This is a genomic window from Streptomyces sp. NBC_01485 (genome assembly GCF_036227125.1).
Taxonomy (GTDB): domain Bacteria; phylum Actinomycetota; class Actinomycetes; order Streptomycetales; family Streptomycetaceae; genus Streptomyces.
Genome location: NZ_CP109435.1, coordinates 1,097,126 through 1,118,239, shown reverse-complemented (window position 1 = coordinate 1,118,239; position 21,114 = coordinate 1,097,126). Strand labels below are relative to the sequence as shown.

Here is a 21,114-nt window from a genome sequence, read left to right as displayed (position 1 = left end):
CGTCCCGGGTCAGCGGCTGTTCAGTCGAAGCACCGCCGGACCAGGGCAAGGCCCTCGCCGGTCGCGCTCCGCGAGAACTCGTGGGTCTTGAGCCGGGAGGCGTTGTCGTCGACGAACGCCGTGGCGGAGCGGTGCTCTTCGGGCACCTCGACCCGGCCGCGGCGGAAGAGGTCCTCGAGGAACGACGTGGCGACCCGCTCGGGGTCGGCGGGCCGCACCGAGCCGCCGGCGGGGTCGGAGCCCGCGATGCCGAAGCGGCGCTCCTGCGCCGGGGCGGAGAGGGTGAGCGGCTGGGTGACGCCGTACATAGCCCCCTGGATCGTCACGGCCGTCAGACCCTGGACGTCGTCACCGCCGGGCGCCATCTCGGCGATCGCGGCGCCCCGGCGGGTCACCTCCGGCTCGGTGAGGGACGTGGCGGCCTCCAGGGAGAGGATGCCGTGCCGGATGAACGCCGAGCGCAGGGACTGACCGTACTTGCCGCCGTTGCGGCGCTGGTCCGCGGCGATCATGTGACCCGCGACCTGCGCGTAGTAGGCGGACACCACGGGCGCGGCCACGACGGCGTCCACCATGAGCTGTCCCGCGATCTCGGCCGACAGGGCCAGACCGGCCTGGTCCTGGAGGTCCTGCTGCCGGAAGATCCCGGCGACGATCTTCAGGAACGCGCCGCTGAACACCCGGGAGAACGAGTGCGGCTCGCTGGTGAGCATGCTCGCGGGTCCGTTCGGATCCAGGAGCACCGGGTCGCGGTAGAAGAAGCTGTTCGACATGTTGCGCAGGCAGTCCGGGTCGACCTTGCTGGGCCGGCTCTGGCGGATCGCCCAGCCCAACTGCTCGGCCATCCTCGAGATCCGCGAGGACTGTTCGAGGTCGCCCTGGGTCTCGGCCAGTACGGCGATCCGCAGCGACTCGAGCTGAAGTGAGCTCAGCAGGGCGCTGATGTCGCCGAACGCCTCGTGCAGGGCGGCCGCCTCCGCGCTCGCCGCGTCGAACAACTGAGGGCGCAGGGCGTCGAGGATCGCGTGCCCCGTCTCGTGCTCGACGATCTCGTTGCTCTCGCACGTGGCGACGGTGACGCCGGCCACCGTGCGGCGGAAGAACCACAGGCCTCTGCGGTCGTAGAAGGCGTTGAGGTCGTTTCCCGCGTCGAGATGCGCGGTCAGGGCGCGTCCGACCTGCGGATGCCACTGCGTTCCGGTCGGGACCAGCGGCCCCCAGGTCTGGCCGGCCCTGCTGAGCGCGTCGGCCGCCACCCAGTAGCGGAAGGCCTCGGTACCGGGCCCGGCACTGTCCGGCTGCGGCGCGTTTCCCGCGATGGCCGTCGGGAAGGGATGTGTGTCGAGCTGCGGTACGGGATGCGGTACGGGCATGTTGACCTGCGGAGGAAATCCGGGGTCGTCCTCGTACACCAGAACCGTCGGGATCGTGACCTGCTGTTGCTGCAACGTCATGGGGGCTCCCTTAGAGGGGAGGGGGATGGGGGGTCGGTCCTTCCTGTTCAGTACGGGGCCCCACGAGACGGGTGTCAATTCGAACAGAAGCGGGCGGGGACGCCCGAGGTGGCCCGCGCCCAGTGGACACGGGCCATCGAAGCGGTGACGGGTCTACGGCCGGCCAGGTGACGGTGAGCGCGCCGGACGGCTAGAGCACGCACTCCGCTTCCGCGTACCGCTCGTCCGGAACGGTCTTCAGTGTCTCGACGGCCTCGGCGAGCGGCACCATCACGATGTCCGTCCCCCGCAGAGCGGTCATCTTCCCGAACTCCCCCCGGTGCACGGCCTCCACCGCGTGCCACCCGAACCGGGTGGCCAGCACCCGGTCATAGGCGGTAGGGGTTCCACCCCGCTGCACATGCCCGAGGATCACCGGCCGCGCCTCCTTGCCGAGCCGCGACTCCAGCTCGATGGACAGCTGCCGGGCGATCCCCGCGAACCGCTCATGCCCGTAGATGTCCTTGGCGCCCTCGTCGAAGGCCATGGAGCCGGGCGCCGGCTTGGCCCCCTCCGCCGCGACGACGATCGCGAACCGCTTGCCCGCCTCGAACCGCTCGCCGACCCGGCGGGCCAGCTCCTCGATGTCGAAGGGCCGTTCCGGTACGACGATGGCGTGGGCGCCGGCGGCCATGCCGGAGTGCAGCGCTATCCAGCCGGTGTGCCGCCCCATGACCTCGACGACGAGCACCCGCTGATGGGACTCGGCGGTGGTCTTCAGCCGGTCGAGGGCCTCGGTCGCGACCCCGACCGCCGTGTCGAACCCGAAGGTGACGTCGGTGCCGGCGATGTCGTTGTCGATGGTCTTCGGCACGCCCAGGATCGGCAGCCCGCTGTCCGACATGAGCCGGGCCGCCTTGAGCGTGCCCTCACCGCCGATCGGGATGATCGCGTCGAGACCGAGCTCCGCGACATGGCCCCGGGCCCGCTCCACACCGTCCCGCAGGTGTGAGGGCTGGACGCGGGAGGAGCCGAGGATCGTGCCGCCGCGGGCGAGGATGCCGCCCACCGCGTCCAGGTCGAGCTTGAGGTAGTCGCACTCCAGGAGGCCCTTCCAGCCGTCCCGGAAGCCGATGACCTCGTCGCCGTGGTCAGCCACGGCGCGGTGCACGACGGACCGGATGACGGCGTTCAGGCCGGGGCAGTCGCCGCCGGACGTGAGGACACCAATGCGCATAGCCCGAAACAACCTTCTCCACGTGGGCCGGTCCGGACCGCACTGTCCGGCTCGAGTCCCCGCCACCCTAACGGCACGAGGGGGCGGGGCCGTAGCCCGCGTCCGCCTGCTGGACGTGCCTGCTCACCTGTGCGGACGCACCGTCAGACGGGCTGCTGACGGCACGCTGACAATCAGGTGAACAGCCAGGTCACGCAGGCTGCTGCGCGGACGCGATGCGCTCGCCCCGCAGGGCCTCGTACCAGCGGTCGTCGATCGGCGGCAGCGCGTTCACGTCGAGCGCCAGCTTCAGCAGCAGGTCCGCGATCAGCGGGTTGCGGGCGAGCACCGGGCCGTGCATGTACGTACCGAACACGGTGTCGTTGTACGCGCCCTCGGTGCCGTCCCCGGTGCCGTTGCCCCGGCCGAGGTGAACGCGGGCGAGCGGGCGGGCGGTGGGGCCGAGGTGGGTGATGCCCTGGTGGTTCTCGAAGCCGGTCAGTTGCGGCAGGCCGAGCCGCGGGTCGATGTCCGCGAGGACGTCGCCGACGCACCGCTCGCCCTCGCCGCGCGTCGTCGTCACGTCCAGCAGGCCCAGACCGGGCTCGCGCTGCCCGAGGTCGTTGACGAACTCGTGGCCCAGGATCTGGTAGCCGGCGCAGACCGCGAACACGATCGCGCCGTTGTTCACCGCCTGGTACAGATGCGCGTCACGGCGCAGCCGCTCCGCCGCGAGCCGCTGCGGCCGGTCCTCGCCGCCGCCGATCAGGTAGATGTCGCCGGAGGTCGGGATGGGCTGGTCGCTGCGCACGTCGAGCCGCGCCACGTCGAGGCCGCGCTGCCGTGCCCGGCGCTCGACGACGAGGGCGTTGCCCTGGTCGCCGTAGGTGCTCAGCAGGTCCGGGTAGATCCACACCAGCCGCAGTTGGTTGTCGCTCATGGAAACGCCCTTCGTGGTCAGTTGCCGACGCGGCGGCGCAGGTCCTGGAACGCGGTGTAGTTCGCGATGACCTCGATCCGGCCCGGCGGCGCCGACTGCACGGCCTGGTCGAGGTTCTCGCACACCTGGAAGTGCTGGTTGGCGACCTCAAGACGCACCGCGAGGTCCAGCTTGCGGTCACCGACGACGAAGATCGGGTGGCCGCTCAGGCGCGTGTAGTCGACGTCCCACAGCCAGGAGGTGTCGGTGCCGTCGGCGCCGCGCGCGTTCACCGAGAGGATCACCGGGGTCGGCGGCGGATCGATCAGGCTGAACGTCTCGAGCCAGCCCGCCGGGTTCTTCGCGAGCAGCAGCCGCAGGTCACGGCCCTGGAACTGGACGACGTCGTAGCGTCCGGCGACGGCCTGCACCTGGTACATCCGCTCCAGCGCGACCTGCGGCGGCACCCCGAACACGGCGGCCACCGCGGCCGAGGAGGCGGCGTTGGCCTTGTTGGCGCGGCCCGGCAACTGGAGGTGGATCGGCCACGCGGAGCCGTGCGGATCGATGACGTGGTCCCCGGACAGCGCCCAGCTCGGCGTGGGCCGGCGGAACCCGCACTCACCGCAGAACCAGTCGTCGCCCGGCCGCTGCATGACACCGCCGCAGGACGGGCACGACCAGGCGTCGTCCTTCCACATCTGGCCGGCGGCGACCCAGATCACGTTGGGGGAGGAGGACGCCGCCCACACCACCAGCGGGTCGTCGGCGTTCGCGATGACGACGGCCTTGGAACCGGCAAGCCCCTCACGCCAGTTCTCCGCGAGCATGCGGGTCTCGGCGGCGCGGTCCAGTTGGTCGCGGGAGAGGTTGAGCAGCGCGATGCACTTGGGGGCGGTGTCCCGGGCGACGCCCGCGAGGTACTTCTCGTCGACCTCGATCACGCCGTATCTCGCGTCGGAGCCGCCCGCGAGGGCCGAGGTGATGCCGGCCGGCATGTTCGCGCCGAGCGCGTTGGACACGACCGGCCCGGCGGCGTGCAGCGCTTCGGCGATCAGCCGCGTGGTGGTGGTCTTGCCGTTGGTCGCCGAGACCAGGATCACGTCCAGGTTCTGGGCGAGCCGGGCGAGGAGGTCGGGGTCGAGTTTGAGCGCCACGCGGCCGCCGATCACCGAACCGCTGCCGCGCCCCGCGGCGCGCGATGCCGCCGCGACCGCCTTGCCCGCGGTCACGGCGATCTTGGCCCGCGGCGTGAGCGGGTCCGAGTTGCCTGCCATCAGTTCTCGATCCTCCTTGCGTACGCGCCGCGCCTCTGCCGTACGGCAACGTGGTAGGTGGTCAGCCTATCGAGATCCATTCGCACTCCCGAATCCCGGGACCGCCTCACGCCCGTTGACGGCATGCGCGTGTCAGAAAGGACCGTACCCTTGCCGCCATGCGACACGGCTCCATCCCGGGCGCCCACGGGCGCGTCCGGCCCCTCACCCTGCTCGGCGACCCCGTCCTGCACACCCGCTGCGAGGACGTCACCGACTTCGGCCCCGAACTCGCCCGCCTCGTCGAGGACATGTTCGCCACGATGTACGCGGCCCCCGGCGTGGGCCTCGCCGCGAACCAGGTCGGCGAGCCGCTGCGCGTCTTCGTCTACGACTGCCCCGACGACGAGGACGTCCGCCACCTGGGCCACATCGTGAACCCGAGGCTGGTCGAGGCGGACGGCATCGTGCTGCGGGGCCCGGAGGGCTGCCTGTCCCTGCCGGACCTGGAAGCGGGAACGGAACGCTACGATCACGCGGTCGTCGAGGGCTTCACGATGACGGGCGAGCCGATCACCGTGCACGGCACGGGCTTCTTCGCCAGATGCCTGCAACACGAGTGCGACCACTTGGACGGCACGGTGTACGCGGACCGAGTGGGCGGCTGGCGCAAGAGGAGGCTGATGCGCCAGGTGGCGCGGGCTTCTTGGTCCGGGTGAGTGCACGTACTTGAGGGGCGCGGGGCTGTATCGATGTGCGGCTCCGCCGCGTGGGCGCGACCGGCCACGGCGGGCCGTCACCCGACACACCACCGTCAGAACCCCGGCCCCCCGACCTTGTCCCCGGCCGCCGCAAGGCGACCCCACAACAGATCAGCCAGACTCCGCACCAACTCGGCCCGGGAACAGGGCCGTTCACCCAGCCACCAGTCCCCGGCGGCATGCATCATGCCGACGATCCCATGCCCCCACACACGAGCGAGCTGCTGACTCCCGGGCCCGAGATCCAACCGCTCCTCGATGACCTGGGCCAACTCCTCGCCCATCCGACGAAGCAGTGGAGCCGAATGCTTGCCTACGTCGAACCCCTGCTCACTGGACGACCCGTCAGCCGGATGCATCAGGAACCGGTACACCTGAGGCCGGGCCTCGATGGCCGCGAGATAGGTGTCGAGGGTCGCCTCGACCCGTTCCCGGCGCTCGGCGGGAGCGTCCAGCGCCGCCCGCAGCGAGTTCAGCAGCGCGTCCGTGTGCCGCTTGGCGAGGGCGGCGTAGAGTCCGCCCTTGTCACCGAAGTGGCGATAAAGGATCGGCTTCGTGATGCCCGCCTCGGCCGCGATGGCGTTCATCGAGGCCCGCGGCCCGTCGCGCAGCACCACCCGGTCGGCGGCCTCCAGCAGCTCGCGCCTTCGGCGGTCGGCGGACCGTTGTTGCTCGGTCCGCTGCGTGGTGTCCATGTGCTCTCCCCACCCGTGCTGATTCCGTGACGCCTGCGCAAACTAACACCTGACACAAGCCTGACATCGAACGCGCCGACGGGCTCCGGGCCCGTCAGCGGGAGTTGACTTTCCCTACCGATCGGTAACAGACTCCTGTTACCGCTAGTAACACACACGTTCCGCCTCTGGAGGGGACATGGCCGAGTTCACCATGGAGCTCAACGACGAACAGAAGGAGGTCCGGGACTGGCTGCACGGCTTCGCGGCCGACGTCATACGCCCCGCGGCCGCCGAATGGGACGAGCGTGAGGAGACTCCCTGGCCGGTCATCCAGGAGGCCGCGAAGGTCGGCATCTACTCCCTCGACTTCTACGCCCAGCAGTACTTCGACCCCACCGGCCTCGGCATCCCGACGGCCATGGAGGAGCTGTTCTGGGGCGACGCGGGCATCGCCCTGTCGATCGTGGGCACCGGCCTCGCCGCCGTGGGCGTCCTCGCTAACGGGACCGAGGAGCAGATCGGCACCTGGATCCCGCAGATGTACGGCGACGCCAACGACGTGAAGGTCGCCGCCTTCTGCTCCTCCGAGCCCGACGCCGGCTCCGACGTCGCCTCCATGCGCACCCGTGCCGTGTACGACGAGGCCAAGGACGAGTGGGTGATCAACGGCACGAAGACCTGGGCGACCAACGGCGGCATCGCCAACGTGCACGTGGTCGTCGCCGTCGTGGACGCCGAGCTGGGCTCCAAGGGGCACGCCTCCTTCATCGTCCCGGCGGGCACCCCCGGGCTCGCCCAGGGCCAGAAGTTCAAGAAGCACGGCATCCGCGCCTCGCACACCGCCGAGGTGATCCTCGACAACGTGCGCGTCCCCGGCTCCTGCCTCCTCGGCGGCAAGGAGAAGCTGGACGAGCGGCTGGCCCGCGCCCGTGAGCGCGCCAAGGCGGGCGGCGGTGAGCGCGTGAAGAACGCGGCGATGGCGACGTTCGAGGCCTCGCGCCCCGCCGTCGGCGCGATGGCCGTCGGCACGGCCCGCGCCGCGTACGAGGTGGCCCTCGACTACGCGAAGACGCGTGAGCAGTTCGGCCGCCCGATCATCGACAACCAGGGCGTCGCCTTCCAGCTCGCGGACATGCGCACGCAGATCGACGCCGCGCGGCTGCTGGTCTGGCGCGCGTCCTGGATGGCGGTCAACGGGAAGCCGTTCACCGCCGCCGAGGGCTCGATGTCGAAGCTGTACGCCAGCGAGACCGCGAAGAAGGTCACCGGGCAGGCGATCCAGATCCTCGGCGGCAACGGCTACACCCGGGAGTACCCGGTCGAGCGGATGCACCGTGACGCGGCCATCTACACGATCTTCGAGGGCACGAGCGAGATCCAGCGCCTGGTGATCGCCCGCACGCTGTCGGGGATGCCGATCCGTTAGGAAGCGGTCCCGCCTCACCAGGTTCCCCCCGGCACTTCAGTAAGGGATGATTCATCCTTCAACGGAAAAGTCCTGGGGGGACGCCATGAGCCACGACTTCACGCCGCCGCCGATGCCCGGCTACGGGCCGCAGTTCCCGCCGCCCCCGCCCCCGCCGCCGAAGAAGGCCAACACGGTCCTCGTCGCGGGGGCCGCGGCCGTGGTCGCCGCGGTCCTGGCGTCCCTCGTCACGGTGACCGTCACCGGGGGCGGCGACGGAGGGGCCGAGGCCGCGCCCACGGTCACCGTCACCGAGACGGAGCTCGCGGACGGCACCGGAGCCGACGCCGAGACGGAGGCGGACACGGGCGACGAGCCCACGCCGGAGGAGACCGGCGACGGCGCCTACACCCTTTCGGACACCGTCTCCTACGAGAACGACGTGGACATCAGCCTGTCCAAGTTCTCCCGGGGCGTCTCCCACGACTACGCGTCCCCCGAGAACACGCCCTACGTCAAGTTCACGATCAAGGTCGTCAACGGCGCGACGAGCACCTTCGACGCCACCAGCATGACCGTCAACTGCGCCCACGGCGACGAGGGCAAGGAGGGCGAGGCCATCTTCGACGACGGCCTCGACGGCACCCCCGACACCAGCATCCTGGCCGGCCGCTCGCTCTCGTTCACCTGGGGCTGCGAACTCCCCAAGACCGAGAAGTACCTCCAGATCGAGGTGTCTCCCGACTTCGACTCCGAGACGGCCATCTACGCGGGCAGTGTGAAGCGAGCCGTGTGAAGCGAGCCGTTTGAAGCGAGCCGCGTGAAGCGAGCACGGTGAAGTGACGCGCCGGAGCGCGCCGGACGTAGGGCTTCGCCTACGGCGCGCCCCCGCTGCTGTGAGCGATGCACGCCACGTCGATACGGTCGGCGAGCTTCGCGAGCTCGATGGTCAGTGCGGCGACCGTGTCCTCGTCGAGCCCCTCAGCCCCAGCCTCCACAAGATGCAGCCACCGACCACCCAGCGTGCGGAGCAGCTTGCTCACGTCGGCCGCGGACACCTGCAAGGCACCGCGGTCGTCGACGATCAGAGGCAGAGTCACTTCGCGGTTCACACCGGGGATCGTAGCCGCGCCGCGCTCACGCACCGTGCCAAACCGTGGTGATGTTGCAGAACTCCCGGATTCCGTGCCCGGACAGCTCACGGCCGTATCCGGACCGCTTCACCCCGCCGAACGGCAACCCCGGATGAGACGCGGTCATCCCGTTGACGTACACCCCGCCGGCCTCCAGATCCCGTACGAAACGGTCGACCTCGGCCTCGTCCCGCGTCCACACGTTGGAACTCAGGCCGAACGGTGAGTCGTTGGCGATGAGGACCGCCTCGTCGACGTCGGCCGCCCGGTACAGCGTCGCGACCGGCCCGAACGCCTCCTCGCGGTGGATGCGCAGCTCGCGGGTGATTCCGGCGAGGACGGTCGGCGGGTAGTACCAGCCGGGGCCGCCCGGCCGCTCGCCCCCGCACAGCACGGTGGCGCCGCCGCGCCGTGCGTCGTCCACCAGTTCCTCCAGGTCGGACCGGCCCTGTTCGGTCGCCAGCGGGCCGACGTCCGTCTCCTCCGCCAGCGGGTCGCCGACCTTCAGCGCCGCCATGCCCGCCACGAACCGCTCGGCGAACGCGTCGTACACGTCCGTGTGAACGATGAACCGCTTGGCGGCGATGCACGACTGCCCGTTGTTCTGCACCCGCGCGGTCACCGCGACCCGCGCGGCCCGGTCGACGTCCGCCGACGGCATGACGACGTACGGGTCGCTGCCGCCCAGCTCCAGCACCGTCTTCTTGACCATCTCCCCGGCGGTCGAGGCGACCGCCCGCCCGGCCGGCTCGCTGCCGGTAAGGGTCGCCGCCTTGACCCGGTCGTCGCGCAGGATCCCGTCCACCGCGCCCGACCCGATGAGCAGCGTCTGGAAGCAGCCCTCGGAGAAGCCCGCGCGGTGGAACAGGTCTTCCAGGTACAGGGCGGTCTGCGGGACGTTCGACGCATGCTTGAGCAGGCCCACGTTGCCCGCCATCAGCGCCGGTGCGGCGAACCGGATCACCTGCCACAGCGGGAAGTTCCACGGCATCACCGCGAGGACCGGGCCCAGCGGCCGGTAGCGGACCAGGGCGCGCGAGGCGCCGGAGTCCTTGACGTCGGCGGCGGCCGGCTCCTCGTCGGCGAGCAGTTCCTCCGCGTGCTCGGCGTACCAGCGCATCGCCTTGGCGCACTTCGCGGCCTCCGCGCGCGCCTGCTTCAGCGGCTTGCCCATCTCGGTGGTCATGATCCGGGCGATCTCCTGCTGGTCCTCGTCCAGGAGCCGCGCGGCCTGGATCATGAGGCGCCCCCGGTCGGCGAAGCGTGTCGTCCGGTACGTACGGAACGTGGCCTCCGCGAGGAGGAGCCGGCGCTCCAGCTCCTCGTCGTCCATGGCCTCGTACGTGCGAAGCGTCTCGCCGTTCGCCGGGTTCACCGTCGCGATGGGCATGACCGACCTCCTGAAGAGCTGGCTGTGCTTCGACCTTCCCGCGCGGCGGTAGGTACCGCAACGCGTGCGCGTCCGCTCAGGACGAGTGCTCGGTGAGGCGGTCGAGAAACGTGGCCTGTGCCGTGACGATCAGCTCACGGGCCCGGGCGAGGCCGAACCAGGCGACCCGGTCCAGCTCGGGGAACTCCTGGACGCGCCCCGATCTCGGCGGCCACTCCATGGTGAAGGTGCCGGGGTCGATCGTCGTCGGGTCGAGGTCCGCCTCGACGGCCCAGGCGGTGACGATCTTGCCGTTCGTCTGGCGGACCTCGCCGAGCGGGATCGCCTCGCCGTCGGGCGGCGGCAGTCCGAGCTCCTCCCGGAACTCGCGGCGGGCCGCCTCCCAGGCAGTCTCGCCGGGCTCGTACTCGCCCTTCGGGACGGTCCACGCCCCGGCGTCCTTCTTCGCGAAGTACGGGCCGCCCATATGGCCGAGCAGCACCTCCGGGCCGTCGTCGCCGTGCCGGAACAGCAGCAGGCCGGCGCTGCGCTTCGGCGTCGCGGGTGTCACGGGTGCACCTCCGGGTGGGCGGCGAGCAGGGTCTCCACCGTGTCCGCGTCCTGCGGGCGTTTGTCCTCGCGGTAGCCGACGACGCGGGCGAAGCGCAGGGTGACGCCGGCCGGGTAGCGGGTGGAGCGCTGGAGGCCGTCGTAGGCGATCTCGACGACGAGTTCGGGGCGTACGGTCACCACGTGGCCGTCGTCCTCGACGGCCAGGCCGGTCAGGCGCTCCGTCTGCCAGGTGAGCAGCGCGTCGGTCAGGCCCTTGAAGGTCTTGCCGAGCATGGCGAAGCCGCCGTCGGCGGTGCGGGCGCCGAGGTGCAGGTTGGAGAGCTTGCCGGTGCGCCGTCCGTGGCCCCACTCGGCGGCCAGGACCACCAGGTCGAGCGTGTGCACGGGCTTCACCTTCAGCCAGGACGCACCGCGCCGGCCCGCGCTGTAGGGCGCGTCGAGGGCCTTGACGACGACTCCCTCGTGGCCGCGCAGCAGCGTCTGCCGCGAGAACTCCTCCGCCGCTCCGGCGTCCTCGGGGCCGGACACGACCGTCCGGCGCACCCGCATCGGCTCGGGCACCAGCCGGGCCAGCTCCGCGTGCCGCTGCGCGAAGGGCAGGTCGAGCAGGTCCCGGCCGTCCACGGACAGCGCGTCGAAGAAGACCGGGGAGACGGGGACCGCCTCGGCGGCCGTCGCCACGTCCACGCGGGAGCCGACGCGGCCGGCCGTCTCCTGGAAGGAACGGGGGCGCCCGGTCGCGTCGAGGGCGATGACCTCGCCGTCCAGGATGAACCGCGACCCCGCCAACTCCCTTGCCGCGTCCGTCACTTCGGGCAGGCGGTCGGTGATGTCGTCGAGCGTGCGGGTGTAGAGGCGGATCTCGTCGCCGTCACGGTGCACCTGGACGCGGATGCCGTCGAGCTTCTCCTCCACCGCGCACCCGCCGAGCTGGCCGACCGCCTCGGTGACGGAGGACGCGGTGTGCGCGAGCATCGGCAGCACCGGGCGGCCGACGGTGAGCCGGAACGTCTCAAGGGCCGGGGGCCCGTCCGCGAGCAGCGCCCGGGCCACCGCCTGCAGCGACCCGGCCAGCATCACCGCCCGCCGTACGTCCGGCGGGGGCGCCCCGGTCGCCTGCGCCAGACCCTCCACGGCTACGGCGTCCAGCGCGCCCTGCCGGACCTCGCCGGTGATCAGGCCCAGCAGGAAGCGCTGCTCGCCGGCGGTGGCCGCGCCCATCAACTCCCCGACCAGCCGGGCCCGTTCGGCCTGCGAGCCGGGGCCGGACACCGTGCCGAGTTCGGTGAGGAGGGCGTCCACCTCGCGCACGGTCAGGGTCGGCGCCCCGGCCGGGGCGACCGGGCGGCTCAGCGCCTTCCAGCCGACGCCCAGACGGCCCTGGGGGAGCCGTCCGGCCAGGTAGGGGATGACGATCGGCGCGTCGTCCGCCGCCGCGTCCCGGAAGAGTTCGGCGAGCAGGGCGATCTTGCGGGAGCGCGCCGAGGCGGCGGCGACCTCCCGGGACACGTCGGCGAGCCGGGTCAGCAGCATGGAGCCATGGTGCAACGCCTGGGCCCGGCTTACATCCGCTGCGCCCTGCATCCGCACCGCCTACGCCTGCACGTTTCATGTGTCTCGGTCATGGTGGCCGCCTCCGCCTCCGCTGCCCACGGTCGCCGGGCGGGTGCGGGATTGACAAACATCTTTGCCGGTTCGGCAAGATGGGGGCATGGCTACGGATGAGGTTCTCGCGGAGGTCGGGCCGAGGCTGCGGCGGATCCGGAAGGAGCGGGAGGTGACGCTCGCGGCGCTGTCCGAGTCGACCGGGATCTCCGTCAGCACCCTGTCGCGGCTGGAGTCGGGGCTGCGCAAGCCCAGCCTGGAGCTGCTGCTGCCGATCGCGCAGGCCCACCAGGTGCCGTTGGACGAGCTGGTCGGGGCGCCGCCGGTGGGCGATCCCCGGGTGCGGGCCAAGCCGATCGTGCGGCACGGGCGGACCTTCTGGCCGCTGTCCCGCCAGCCCGGCGGGCTCCAGGCCTTCAAGGTGCTGGTGCCCCAGAGCGAGGAGGAGCCGGAGCCGCGCACCCACGAGGGCTACGAGTGGCTGTACGTGATGTCCGGGCGGCTGCGGGTGGTGCTCGGCGAGCACGACGTGGTGATGGCGGCGGGAGAGGCCGCCGAGTTCGACACGCGCGTGCCGCACTGGTTCGGGTCGACGGGGGAGGGTCCGGCCGAGTTCCTGAGCCTGTTCGGGCCGCAGGGGGAGCGCATGCACGTGCGGGCCAAGCCCAGGCAGGGGTGATGGAGGCGACTCTTGGGTCGTCGGCTGTTCCCTCACTGCAAGCGACCGCTTAGTATGCGTTCGATCCCGGTCGGAACCCCGGTCGGAACCCCGGTCGGAACCCGGTCGGAACGCCGGTCGGACGACGCAGTCCCGTGGAGGCTCCGCATGCAGGCATGGCAGGTGCACGAGAACGGCGAGCCGAGCGAGGTGATGCGGCTGGCGGAGGTGGAGCGGCCCACGCCCGGCGAGGGCCAGGTCCTGCTCAGGGTGCGTGCCGCGAACATCAACTTCCCTGACGCGCTGATGGTCCGGGGCCACTACCAGGTGCGGCCCCCGCTGCCGTTCACGCCGGGCCTGGAGATCTGCGGCGAGACCGAGGACGGCCGCCGCGTGATCGCCAACCCGGCCCTGCCGTACGGCGGTTTCGCCGAGTACGCCGTCGCCGACGCCGCCGCCGTGCTGCCCGCGCCCGAGTCGCTGGACGACGCCGAGGCCGCCGCGCTGCACATCGGCTACCAGACGGGCTGGTTCGGCCTGCACCGCAGGGCTCACCTGGAGGCCGGCGAGACGCTGCTCGTGCACGCCGCCGCAGGAGGCGTCGGCAGCGCGGCCGTACAGCTCGGGAAGGCGGCCGGCGCGACCGTCATCGGTGTCGTCGGCGGCGCCGACAAGGCGGCCGTGGCACGGGAGTTGGGCTGTGACGTCGTCATCGACCGGCGGGTCGAGGACGTCATCGGCGCGGTGAAGGAGGCCACCGGCGGCCGGGGCGCCGACGTGATCTACGACCCCGTCGGCGGCGCCGCCTACACCCAGTCCACGAAGGTCGTCGCCTTCGAGGGCCGGATCGTGGTCGTCGGCTTCGCGAGCGGGACCATCCCGAGCCCCGCGCTCAACCACGCCCTCGTGAAGAACTACGCGATCCTCGGCCTGCACTGGGGCCTGTACAACACCAAGAACCCGAAGCTGGTCCAGCACTGCCACGAACAGCTCACCGAGCTGGCCGCCCGGGGCGCGATCCGGCCGCTGGTGAGCGAGCGCGTACCGCTCGACCAGGCCGCGGCCGCCGTGCAGCGGGTCGCCGACGGCGTCACCACCGGCCGCGTCGCCGTGCTGCCCACGCTGGAGAACGGAGCCACCGCATGAGCGTCGACGCAGCCGGACTCCAGCGCCGGACAGCGGAGTTGCTGGCCGCGCACCCGCCCGCCGACACGGACCGGCTCGACTTCCTGAAGGCCCGCTTCGACGCGGGGCTCGCCTGGGTCCACTACCCGCAGGGTCTCGGCGGCCTCGGCGCGCCCCGCTCCCTCCAGGCCGTCGTGGACGCCGAGTTGGAGGCCGCGAACGCCCCCGACAACGACCCGCGGCGCATCGGCATCGGCCTCGGCATGGCCGCGCCGACGATCCTGAAGTACGGCACCGCGGAGCAGAAGCAGCGGTTCCTGCGGCCGTTGTGGGTGGGCGAGGAGGTGTGGTGTCAGCTCTTCAGCGAGCCCGGCGCCGGCTCCGACCTGGCCGCGCTCGGCACCCGGGCCGTCCGTGAAGGCGACGGGTGGGTCGTCAACGGGCAGAAGGTGTGGACGTCCAGCGCCCACCTCGCCCGCTGGGCCATCCTCATCGCCCGCACCGACCCGGACGTGCCCAAGCACGCGGGCATCACCTACTTCCTCTGCGACATGACCGACCCGGGCGTAGAGGTCCGGCCGCTGCGCCAGATCACCGGCGAGGCGGAGTTCAACGAGGTCTTCCTGACCGACGTCCGCATCCCCGACACGCGCCGCCTCGGCGAGGTCGGCGACGGCTGGCGGGTCGCGCAGACCACGCTGAACAACGAACGCGTCGCCATCGGCGGCATGCGGCTGCCCCGCGAGGGCGGCATGATCGGCCCCGTAGCGAAGACCTGGCGCGAGCGGCCCGGACTGCGCACCCACGACCTGCACCAGCGGCTGCTGAAGCTGTGGGTGGAGGCCGAGGTCGCCCGCCTCACCGGCGAACGCCTGCGTCAGCAGCTCGCCCTGGGCCAGCCCGGCCCCGAGGGCGCCGGCATGAAGCTCGCCTTCGCCGGCCTCAACCAGGAGATCAGCGGCCTGGAGGTGGAACTCCGCGGCGAGGAAGGCCTGTTGTACGACGACTGGACGATGCGCCGCCCGGAACTCGTGGACTTCACCGGCCGGGACGCCGGATACCGCTACCTCCGCTCCAAGGGCAACAGCATCGAGGGCGGGACCAGCGAGGTCCTGCTGAACATCGTCGCCGAACGCGTCCTGGGCCTGCCGTCCGAGCCGCGCACCGACAAGGACGTCGCCTGGAAGGACCTGTCCCGATGAGCACACAGCCGGATCTTCTCTACTCCGAGGAGGAAGAGGCGCTGCGGGCCGCGGTACGGGACCTGCTCGCCGATCACTGCGACGCGCCGGGCGTCATCGCCCGCACCGAGTCGGACACCCCGCACGACCTCGCCGCCTGGAAGGCGCTCTCCGACGGCATGGGCCTCGCCGGCCTGCTGGTGCCCGAGGAACTGGGCGGCCAGGGCGCCACGCATCGCGAAGTCGCCGTCGTGATGGAGGAGTTGGGGCGCGCGGTCGCCCCCGTGCCGTATCTCACCAGTGCCGTGGTCGCCACGGAGGCGCTGCTCGCCGCCGGGGACGAGGAGCTGCTCGGCCGGCTGGCGTCCGGGCGGACCATCGGCGCACTGGCGGTCGCGCTGCACACCGCGCCGGGCGTCGCCTTCAAGACCGCGCACGTCGAAGGAGGCGCTCTCCAGGGCGAGTTGACCGGCATCGCGGACGCCGTCGCGGCCGACGTGCTGCTCGTGCCGGCCGACGACGGCGGACTGTACGCCGTGGACGCGGCGGCCGTGACCGTCACCCCGCAGGTCTCCCTCGACCTCACCCGTCCCCTCGGGACGGTCACCTTGGGCGGCGCCCCCGGCCGCCGGCTCGGCGACGCCGAACCCGCCGTACGCCGCGCCCTGCGGGCCGGGGCCGGACTGCTCGCCTCCGAGCAACTCGGGCTCGCCGACTGGGCGTTGACCGAGACCGTGCGCTACCTGAAGGAGCGCAAGCAGTTCAACCGGCCGGTCGGCGGCTTCCAGGCGATCAAGCACCGGCTGGCCCGGTTGTGGCTGGAGGTCGTCAGCCTCCGCGCCGCCGCCCGGGGCGCGGCCGACGCGCTCGCCACCGGGGCGGACGTCGACGTGGCGGTCGCCGTCGCCCAGGCCTACGCGGCGGCCGTCGCCGTCCGCGCCGCCGAGGAGGCCCTGCAACTGCACGGCGGCCTCGGCATGACGTGGGAGCACCCGGTCCACCTCAACCTCAAGCGGGCCAAGGCCGACTCGATCGCCTACGGCACGGCGGGCGCCCACCGGGAGGCCCTGGCCGAACTGGTCGACCTGCGCGCCCCCTGACATACGGCGCGTACGGCCGAGGAACCTGCGGGAAAGCCCGCCCCACCTGGGGCGGGCTTTTTTCGGGTGCGGGCCCGACGGAGTGAACGGGCAGCGGCGGTCCGGCCAACTCCTGCCATGTACAGGCCCATCGGGTGCTGTGGGGCGTGATACTCGCGGAGGTCCCCACGCCGTCCACGGGAGGCAGAGCCATGGCCCTCACCACTCGCCGCAGAGCCCTCAGCACCCTCGGCGCCGCCTTCGCCGGCGCGGTCGCCCTGCCCAGTGTCAGCGCGCTGGCCGCCGAACGGCACCCCGGCGCCCGCCCGTTGTGGCGCGCCCACGCCCACAACGACTACGAGCACCCCCGCCCCCTCCTCGACGCGCTCGACCACCGCTTCGGCAGCGTCGAGGCCGACATCTTCCTCGTCGACGGCGAACTGCTGATCGCCCACTCGGCGGACGAACTCGACCCCACCCGCACCCTGGAGTCCCTCTACCTCGCCCCGCTCGCCGCCCGCGTGAAGGCCAACCACGGATCGGTGTACCGGGGTCACCGGCAGCCGCTGCACCTGCTCATCGACATCAAGACCGAAGGCTCCTCGACGTACCTCGAACTCGACCGCCGACTCAAGCGCTACAAGGGCCTGTTCACGACCTACGCGCACGGCCGTATCCACTCCGGCCCGGTCACCGCCGTCATCTCCGGCGACCGCGCGGCCCGTACGCCGATGGAGGCGCAGACCGTCCGCCGCGCCTTCTACGACGGCCGGCTCGCCGACCTCGGCACCTCCGAGGCGTCGTTCGCCACCCTCATCAGCGACAACTGGACGCTCAACTTCACCTGGCTCGGCGTCGGGACCTTCCCCGAGGCGGAACGGCGGAAGCTGCGCGCGATCGTCGACGCGGCCCACGCGCGCGGGCAGCAGGTCCGGTTCTGGGCCACGCCCGACATCGCCGGTCCCGACCGGGACGCGCTGTGGACGCAGCTCCTCGCCGCCGGCGTCGACTACCTCAACACCGACGACCTGGCCGGCCTGGAGGCGTTCCTCGACGCCCGCCGGACGGCGTAGCACCACTCGGCCAACGCCACTCGTTCGGCGGCACGTCAGCGGCATCACGGCGGCCGCCGAGATCGTCGGCAGCCTTGGACCGTGACGCCGCTGCGGGGTCGCCCCTGACCGGGGCGACTACTTGGTGAAGACCCCGATGCCGTTCGGCACCGGGCGCTCGTACCCGTCGGACGGGTGGTTGCGGACCGTCACCCTGGTCGCGCCCGACGGGCGGGCCACCAGGGTCGACGAGCCGCCGCCGTCCAGGCTGAAGCCCTCGGTCGCGCCGAGGCTCTTCAGCGCGGTGGCGACCTCGGCGACGGTCAGGCCCTTGCGGTAGGCGGCGGCGCCGTCCAGCGCGAACAGGAACACCCGCTTCCCGCCGTTGCCGATGCCCACCGCTGTCCGCACGGCCGAGACCGAGTCGTTCAGGCCGGACAGCGACTTCCCGCCCGTCAGGAGCGGGTAGCCGCCGACGGCGAATCCGTACGCCGACTTCGACGCGGACGTCAGCCCGTACCGCACCACCACCGGCTGGCCCTTGACGAGCTTCTTCAGGCGCTGCGCGCCGGCCTCCCGCCCGACGAGGACCGTGGTGCCGGCGGCGATGACGCCGCTGCCGGGCGTGGCCGACGTCGACACGACCTTGCCCTTCCTCAGCGTCACCTCGTAGGTGCTGGTGCCGCACGCCGCGGCCCGTTCGGTGTCCGTGCCGCAGGTGGCCCGCTTGCGCGAGACGCCGCCCCAGTCCGAGGTGAACGCGCCGACGGAGTTCTCCGCCAGCGCGTACTGGTTGACGCCGCCCAACGGCAGCCGCCGTCCCACGGTGGCGAACGTGCCGTTCAGAGACAGGCTGTCCAACCGGGCCCTGCCGTCGGTGCCGACACCGACCACGGCCTTGGTGTTCGTGCCCGGCGGCAGCGCCGGCCCGAACCGCTGCCCGTCCGGGACCGCGCCCTTGAGCGCCCTCCCGTTCGCGATCGCCGGGCCCACGCTCGCCCCGGTCGCCGCGACGCCCGGGTGCTGCGTCTCGGAGATGTTGAAGAAGTCGCCGTTGATGCCGGCGACCGCCTTCTGGCTGTTCGCCAGCGAGGAGACGGCCGCGCGGGACGCGACCGCCCCCGGGTACAACAGCCCGAGCCGCACGTGGGTGTTGGTGAGGTCGACGTTGAGCACGTGCGCATGCGTCGTCCCGGCGGCCCCCTTCAGGTCGTACTGCCGGTACGACACGCCTGCCGCCACGGTGGTCCAGGTCGCGGCGTCGGCCGAGGCCGCCCCCGCGAACGCCGCACCGGCCACCGTGCCGAGTGCGATGAGCGCGGTGAGCGACTTTTTGCGCACCCCGGACCGTTTCTGATGTCGTGTCACAGACCCCCCTGCGTAGTTTGGGCCGCAACTCTCTCACGACCTGCGGGAATACCCGCCAAGAGGGTGGCTGGAAAGCCACGGGAACGGGTGACGAAACACACGATTCCGGGTGCCTTGCTCCCCCCTTCGGCCCCGCCGCCCGGCCGTATGTGCTATGGACCCGCCCGGGGGCGGGCGCAGTCGTGCGTGGATCCGGCGGTGTCGGCCGTCATCGTTCCCGTCCGGCGTCGCCGTCCGCCCGGTCGTCGTACGGGGTGAAGTGGGCCGGGGCGTGGTCGATCGGCAGGTCGGGGCGCCAGGCGGTGAGGGACTGGGCGCTGCAGACGAACAGGGACGGCGGCAGGTGGTCCAGGGAGTACCAGCGCCAGTCGCCGACGCTCTCGCCGGGCTGGTCGGCCGGTTCGCCCTCCCAGTCGGTGACGACGGCGCCGACCGTCAGCCGTACGACGCCGTCGACGTGGTCGAGGAGTGTGCCCAGCAGCCGCACGTCCGACGGGTCCGCCCGCACCCCGGTCTCCTCCCGCAACTCCCGTACGACCGTCTCCTGGAGCGACTCACCGGGCTCCACCGTGCCGCCGGGCAGCTCCCAGGTGCCCCGGCGGTGGCGGCCCAGGAGCAGTCCCCGGGGGCCGTGCAGGATGGCGCCGACACCGATCGCCGCGTGCGCGACGGGCGGGAAGTTCGTGCGGGGGCGGGCGGAGACGCGCGCCGGGCGCCGGGCCCGGAAGACGCGGTAGGCGGCGAGGTTCGCGGGGTCGGGCGACGTCACCGTCACGACGTCCTCGACACGCAGCCCGTGCTCGGTGAGCAACTCCTCCCACACCTCGGGGGCGGGCACCCACATGCGGACCGTCGTCTCGCCGCCGTCCGCGAACCGCAGGGTCTCCGGCCGGGCCACGAGGTCCGAAGTGGGCCCGTCGCCCTGGGAGTTGGTGTGCAGCACGGAGAAGCACAGCGTCCCGCCCGGGGTGAGCGCGGTCGCCAGGGCGGGCAGCAGCCGCCGTGGGTCGACGAACGGGACGGCGCCGACGGAGTAGACGACGTCGTACGGCCGCGCGGCCCGCAGGTGCGCGACGGCGTCGGCGTGGACGAGCCGCAGCCCGGGCAGGGAGCCGTACCGGGCGCGGGCGCGCTCGATCTGGCCCGGCGCGGAGTCGACCGCGTCGACGGTGGCGTCGTACGCGCGCACGAGCCGGGCGGCGTGCCGGGCCGTGCCGCAGCCGAGGTCCAGGACGCGCCTGCCTTTCAGCTCCCCGAGGAACGACTCGTCCGGGCCCGCGTCCGGGAACCCCCAGTCGATTCGTTCCGCCTCCGGCAGGACGGTCCCGCGCCGCAGGTGGTGCGCGGCGTAGGCCTGCCAGGCGTCGGCGTTGACGGACTCCGGCCCGTCGGCGTCGTCGTCGGGCGAGAGGGGGTGAGTCATGCCGGGCATGAGCGGGGCCTCCGAACGATGGACCAGGGGTGGGCCAGGGATGGACCAGGGGTCAGTGCACGGGATGCTTGCTGAGGATGGACACCCGGTTGAAGGCGTTGATGGTGACCGCCACCCAGATCACCGCGGAGATCTGGTCCTCGGTGAGCACCTGTCGGGCGTCCGCGTAAGCGGCCTCCTGCGCGGTGGCGTCGGACGGCATGGTCGTCGCCTCCGCCAGCGCGAGCGCCGCGCGTTCCACGGGAGTGAAGAGGGCGGTGTCCCGCCAGGCGGCGAGGACACCGAGCCGCCGGGTGTCCTCGCCCGCCCGTACGGCGGCCTTGGTGTGCACGTCCAGGCAGAACGCGCAGCCGTTGAGCTGGGAGACGCGCAGGTTGACCAGTTCCACGAGGGCGCGCTCCAGACCGGCGTCGGCGGCGGTCGCCCGTACCGCCTCGGACGTCTGGACCAGCGCGTGGTACGCCTTGGGGCTCTGCTTGTCTATGAAGATCCGTCGAGTCACAGTCGAACATCAAACCATTCGTGCGCCCGCGAAACGGGGGTGTTCAGCGATGGCACGTGGTGACGCCCGGCCGCCAGGGACAGGCGAGGCCGCGAAGCCGCCGTTGCCGACGTCCACCCCGGGGATCGTGGAGCCGTGGAAGTCGACCATGAGGTGGTGTGCGGCGGTCTCCGGGGGGATGACGTCGTACCACCTTGCTTTTGGGCAGGCTGCCCTGCCCTTCAGGGCCGGGGTGAATGTCCGCTCCCGCGTAGCGGGGCAGGGCCGCGGCCGTCGCTCCGCCCAGTGTGGTGCCGAGCACGGTTCTGCGGGGGACCGGTGAGTGCCTTCCCGAACGCGAGGTCATCGTCGTCCTCCAGGTCTGACGGGT

20 protein-coding genes are annotated in these 21,114 nt (G+C 72.0%); 8 read left to right on the top strand and 12 right to left on the bottom strand.

Annotated features, from left to right (window positions below; all coding sequences use genetic code 11):
- Positions 1-20 precede the first annotated feature (20 nt).
- The 4 genes from OG352_RS04595 to OG352_RS04580 all read right to left on the bottom strand — a co-directional run bounded on the left by OG352_RS04595 (position 21) and on the right by OG352_RS04580 (position 4,845).
- Entirely contained in the window at positions 21-1,454 is a 1,434-nt protein-coding gene (locus OG352_RS04595; RefSeq protein ID WP_329214591.1) for a hypothetical protein, read from the bottom strand.
- Positions 1,455-1,644: 190 nt separating this feature from the next.
- A complete protein-coding gene (locus OG352_RS04590) occupies positions 1,645-2,670 on the bottom strand; it encodes a 6-phosphofructokinase (protein ID WP_329214589.1) in 1,026 nt (341 codons plus the stop codon).
- A gap of 190 nt (positions 2,671-2,860) precedes the next feature.
- A complete protein-coding gene (locus OG352_RS04585; protein ID WP_329214587.1) occupies positions 2,861-3,589 on the bottom strand; it encodes a type 1 glutamine amidotransferase in 729 nt (242 codons plus the stop codon).
- Between the two features lie 17 nt (positions 3,590-3,606).
- A complete protein-coding gene (locus tag OG352_RS04580) occupies positions 3,607-4,845 on the bottom strand; it encodes a MurT ligase domain-containing protein (protein ID WP_329214585.1) in 1,239 nt (412 codons plus the stop codon).
- A gap of 158 nt (positions 4,846-5,003) precedes the next feature.
- Between OG352_RS04580 and def the strand changes: the two genes are divergently transcribed.
- A complete protein-coding gene (gene def, locus OG352_RS04575) occupies positions 5,004-5,543 on the top strand; it encodes a peptide deformylase (RefSeq protein ID WP_329214583.1) in 540 nt (179 codons plus the stop codon).
- Positions 5,544-5,638: 95 nt separating this feature from the next.
- Here def and OG352_RS04570 read toward each other — a convergent pair whose 3' ends face one another.
- Complete coding sequence (locus OG352_RS04570) at positions 5,639-6,280, bottom strand: TetR family transcriptional regulator (protein WP_329214581.1); 642 nt, start codon at positions 6,278-6,280, stop codon at positions 5,639-5,641.
- Positions 6,281-6,458: 178 nt separating this feature from the next.
- Here OG352_RS04570 and OG352_RS04565 point away from each other — a divergent pair, with 178 nt between their 5' ends.
- A complete protein-coding gene (locus OG352_RS04565) occupies positions 6,459-7,688 on the top strand; it encodes an acyl-CoA dehydrogenase family protein (protein ID WP_329214579.1) in 1,230 nt (409 codons plus the stop codon).
- An 85-nt stretch (positions 7,689-7,773) separates the two neighbouring features.
- The gene (locus OG352_RS04560) at positions 7,774-8,463 is read left to right on the top strand and encodes a hypothetical protein (RefSeq protein WP_329214577.1); all 690 of its coding nucleotides are present in this window, start codon (positions 7,774-7,776) and stop codon (positions 8,461-8,463) included.
- 79 nt (positions 8,464-8,542) lie between these two features.
- Here the strand turns inward: OG352_RS04560 and OG352_RS04555 are convergent, their stop codons facing one another.
- The 4 genes from OG352_RS04555 to OG352_RS04540 form a co-directional block, all read right to left on the bottom strand.
- Complete coding sequence (locus tag OG352_RS04555) at positions 8,543-8,779, bottom strand: DUF6213 family protein (protein ID WP_329214575.1); 237 nt, start codon at positions 8,777-8,779, stop codon at positions 8,543-8,545.
- A gap of 25 nt (positions 8,780-8,804) precedes the next feature.
- Positions 8,805-10,190, bottom strand: a complete 1,386-nt coding sequence (locus OG352_RS04550; protein WP_329214573.1) for an NADP-dependent succinic semialdehyde dehydrogenase — start codon at positions 10,188-10,190, stop codon at positions 8,805-8,807.
- 76 nt (positions 10,191-10,266) lie between these two features.
- Positions 10,267-10,740: an NUDIX domain-containing protein gene (locus OG352_RS04545; protein ID WP_329214571.1), complete on the bottom strand. Its 474-nt coding sequence runs from the start codon at positions 10,738-10,740 to the stop codon at positions 10,267-10,269.
- Positions 10,737-12,275, bottom strand: coding sequence for an ATP-dependent DNA ligase (locus tag OG352_RS04540; RefSeq protein ID WP_329214569.1), 1,539 nt, complete (start codon positions 12,273-12,275; stop codon positions 10,737-10,739). Before OG352_RS04540 ends, OG352_RS04545 begins: the two co-directional genes overlap by 4 nt.
- A gap of 178 nt (positions 12,276-12,453) precedes the next feature.
- Here OG352_RS04540 and OG352_RS04535 point away from each other — a divergent pair, with 178 nt between their 5' ends.
- The 5 genes from OG352_RS04535 to OG352_RS04515 all read left to right on the top strand — a co-directional run bounded on the left by OG352_RS04535 (position 12,454) and on the right by OG352_RS04515 (position 17,463).
- Complete coding sequence (locus OG352_RS04535; protein ID WP_329214567.1) at positions 12,454-13,026, top strand: helix-turn-helix domain-containing protein; 573 nt, start codon at positions 12,454-12,456, stop codon at positions 13,024-13,026.
- Between the two features lie 147 nt (positions 13,027-13,173).
- Positions 13,174-14,151: an NADPH:quinone oxidoreductase family protein gene (locus tag OG352_RS04530; protein WP_329214565.1), complete on the top strand. Its 978-nt coding sequence runs from the start codon at positions 13,174-13,176 to the stop codon at positions 14,149-14,151.
- The gene (locus OG352_RS04525; protein WP_329214563.1) at positions 14,148-15,332 is read left to right on the top strand and encodes an acyl-CoA dehydrogenase family protein; all 1,185 of its coding nucleotides are present in this window, start codon (positions 14,148-14,150) and stop codon (positions 15,330-15,332) included. The genes OG352_RS04530 and OG352_RS04525 overlap by 4 nt, the downstream gene beginning before the upstream one ends.
- On the top strand, positions 15,329-16,411 hold the full coding sequence (locus OG352_RS04520) for an acyl-CoA dehydrogenase family protein (RefSeq protein WP_329214561.1): 1,083 nt from the start codon (positions 15,329-15,331) through the stop codon (positions 16,409-16,411). The genes OG352_RS04525 and OG352_RS04520 overlap by 4 nt, the downstream gene beginning before the upstream one ends.
- A gap of 191 nt (positions 16,412-16,602) precedes the next feature.
- The gene (locus OG352_RS04515) at positions 16,603-17,463 is read left to right on the top strand and encodes a phosphatidylinositol-specific phospholipase C/glycerophosphodiester phosphodiesterase family protein (protein WP_329214559.1); all 861 of its coding nucleotides are present in this window, start codon (positions 16,603-16,605) and stop codon (positions 17,461-17,463) included.
- 117 nt (positions 17,464-17,580) lie between these two features.
- On the opposite strand, the gene OG352_RS04510 is transcribed toward OG352_RS04515, so the two are convergent.
- The 3 genes from OG352_RS04510 to OG352_RS04500 form a co-directional block, all read right to left on the bottom strand.
- On the bottom strand, positions 17,581-18,783 hold the full coding sequence (locus OG352_RS04510; RefSeq protein ID WP_329214557.1) for a phosphodiester glycosidase family protein: 1,203 nt from the start codon (positions 18,781-18,783) through the stop codon (positions 17,581-17,583).
- 235 nt (positions 18,784-19,018) lie between these two features.
- Entirely contained in the window at positions 19,019-20,242 is a 1,224-nt protein-coding gene (locus tag OG352_RS04505) for a bifunctional class I SAM-dependent methyltransferase/NUDIX hydrolase (protein ID WP_443072153.1), read from the bottom strand.
- A gap of 52 nt (positions 20,243-20,294) precedes the next feature.
- Positions 20,295-20,744: a carboxymuconolactone decarboxylase family protein gene (locus tag OG352_RS04500; protein WP_329214555.1), complete on the bottom strand. Its 450-nt coding sequence runs from the start codon at positions 20,742-20,744 to the stop codon at positions 20,295-20,297.
- Positions 20,745-21,114 lie beyond the last annotated feature (370 nt).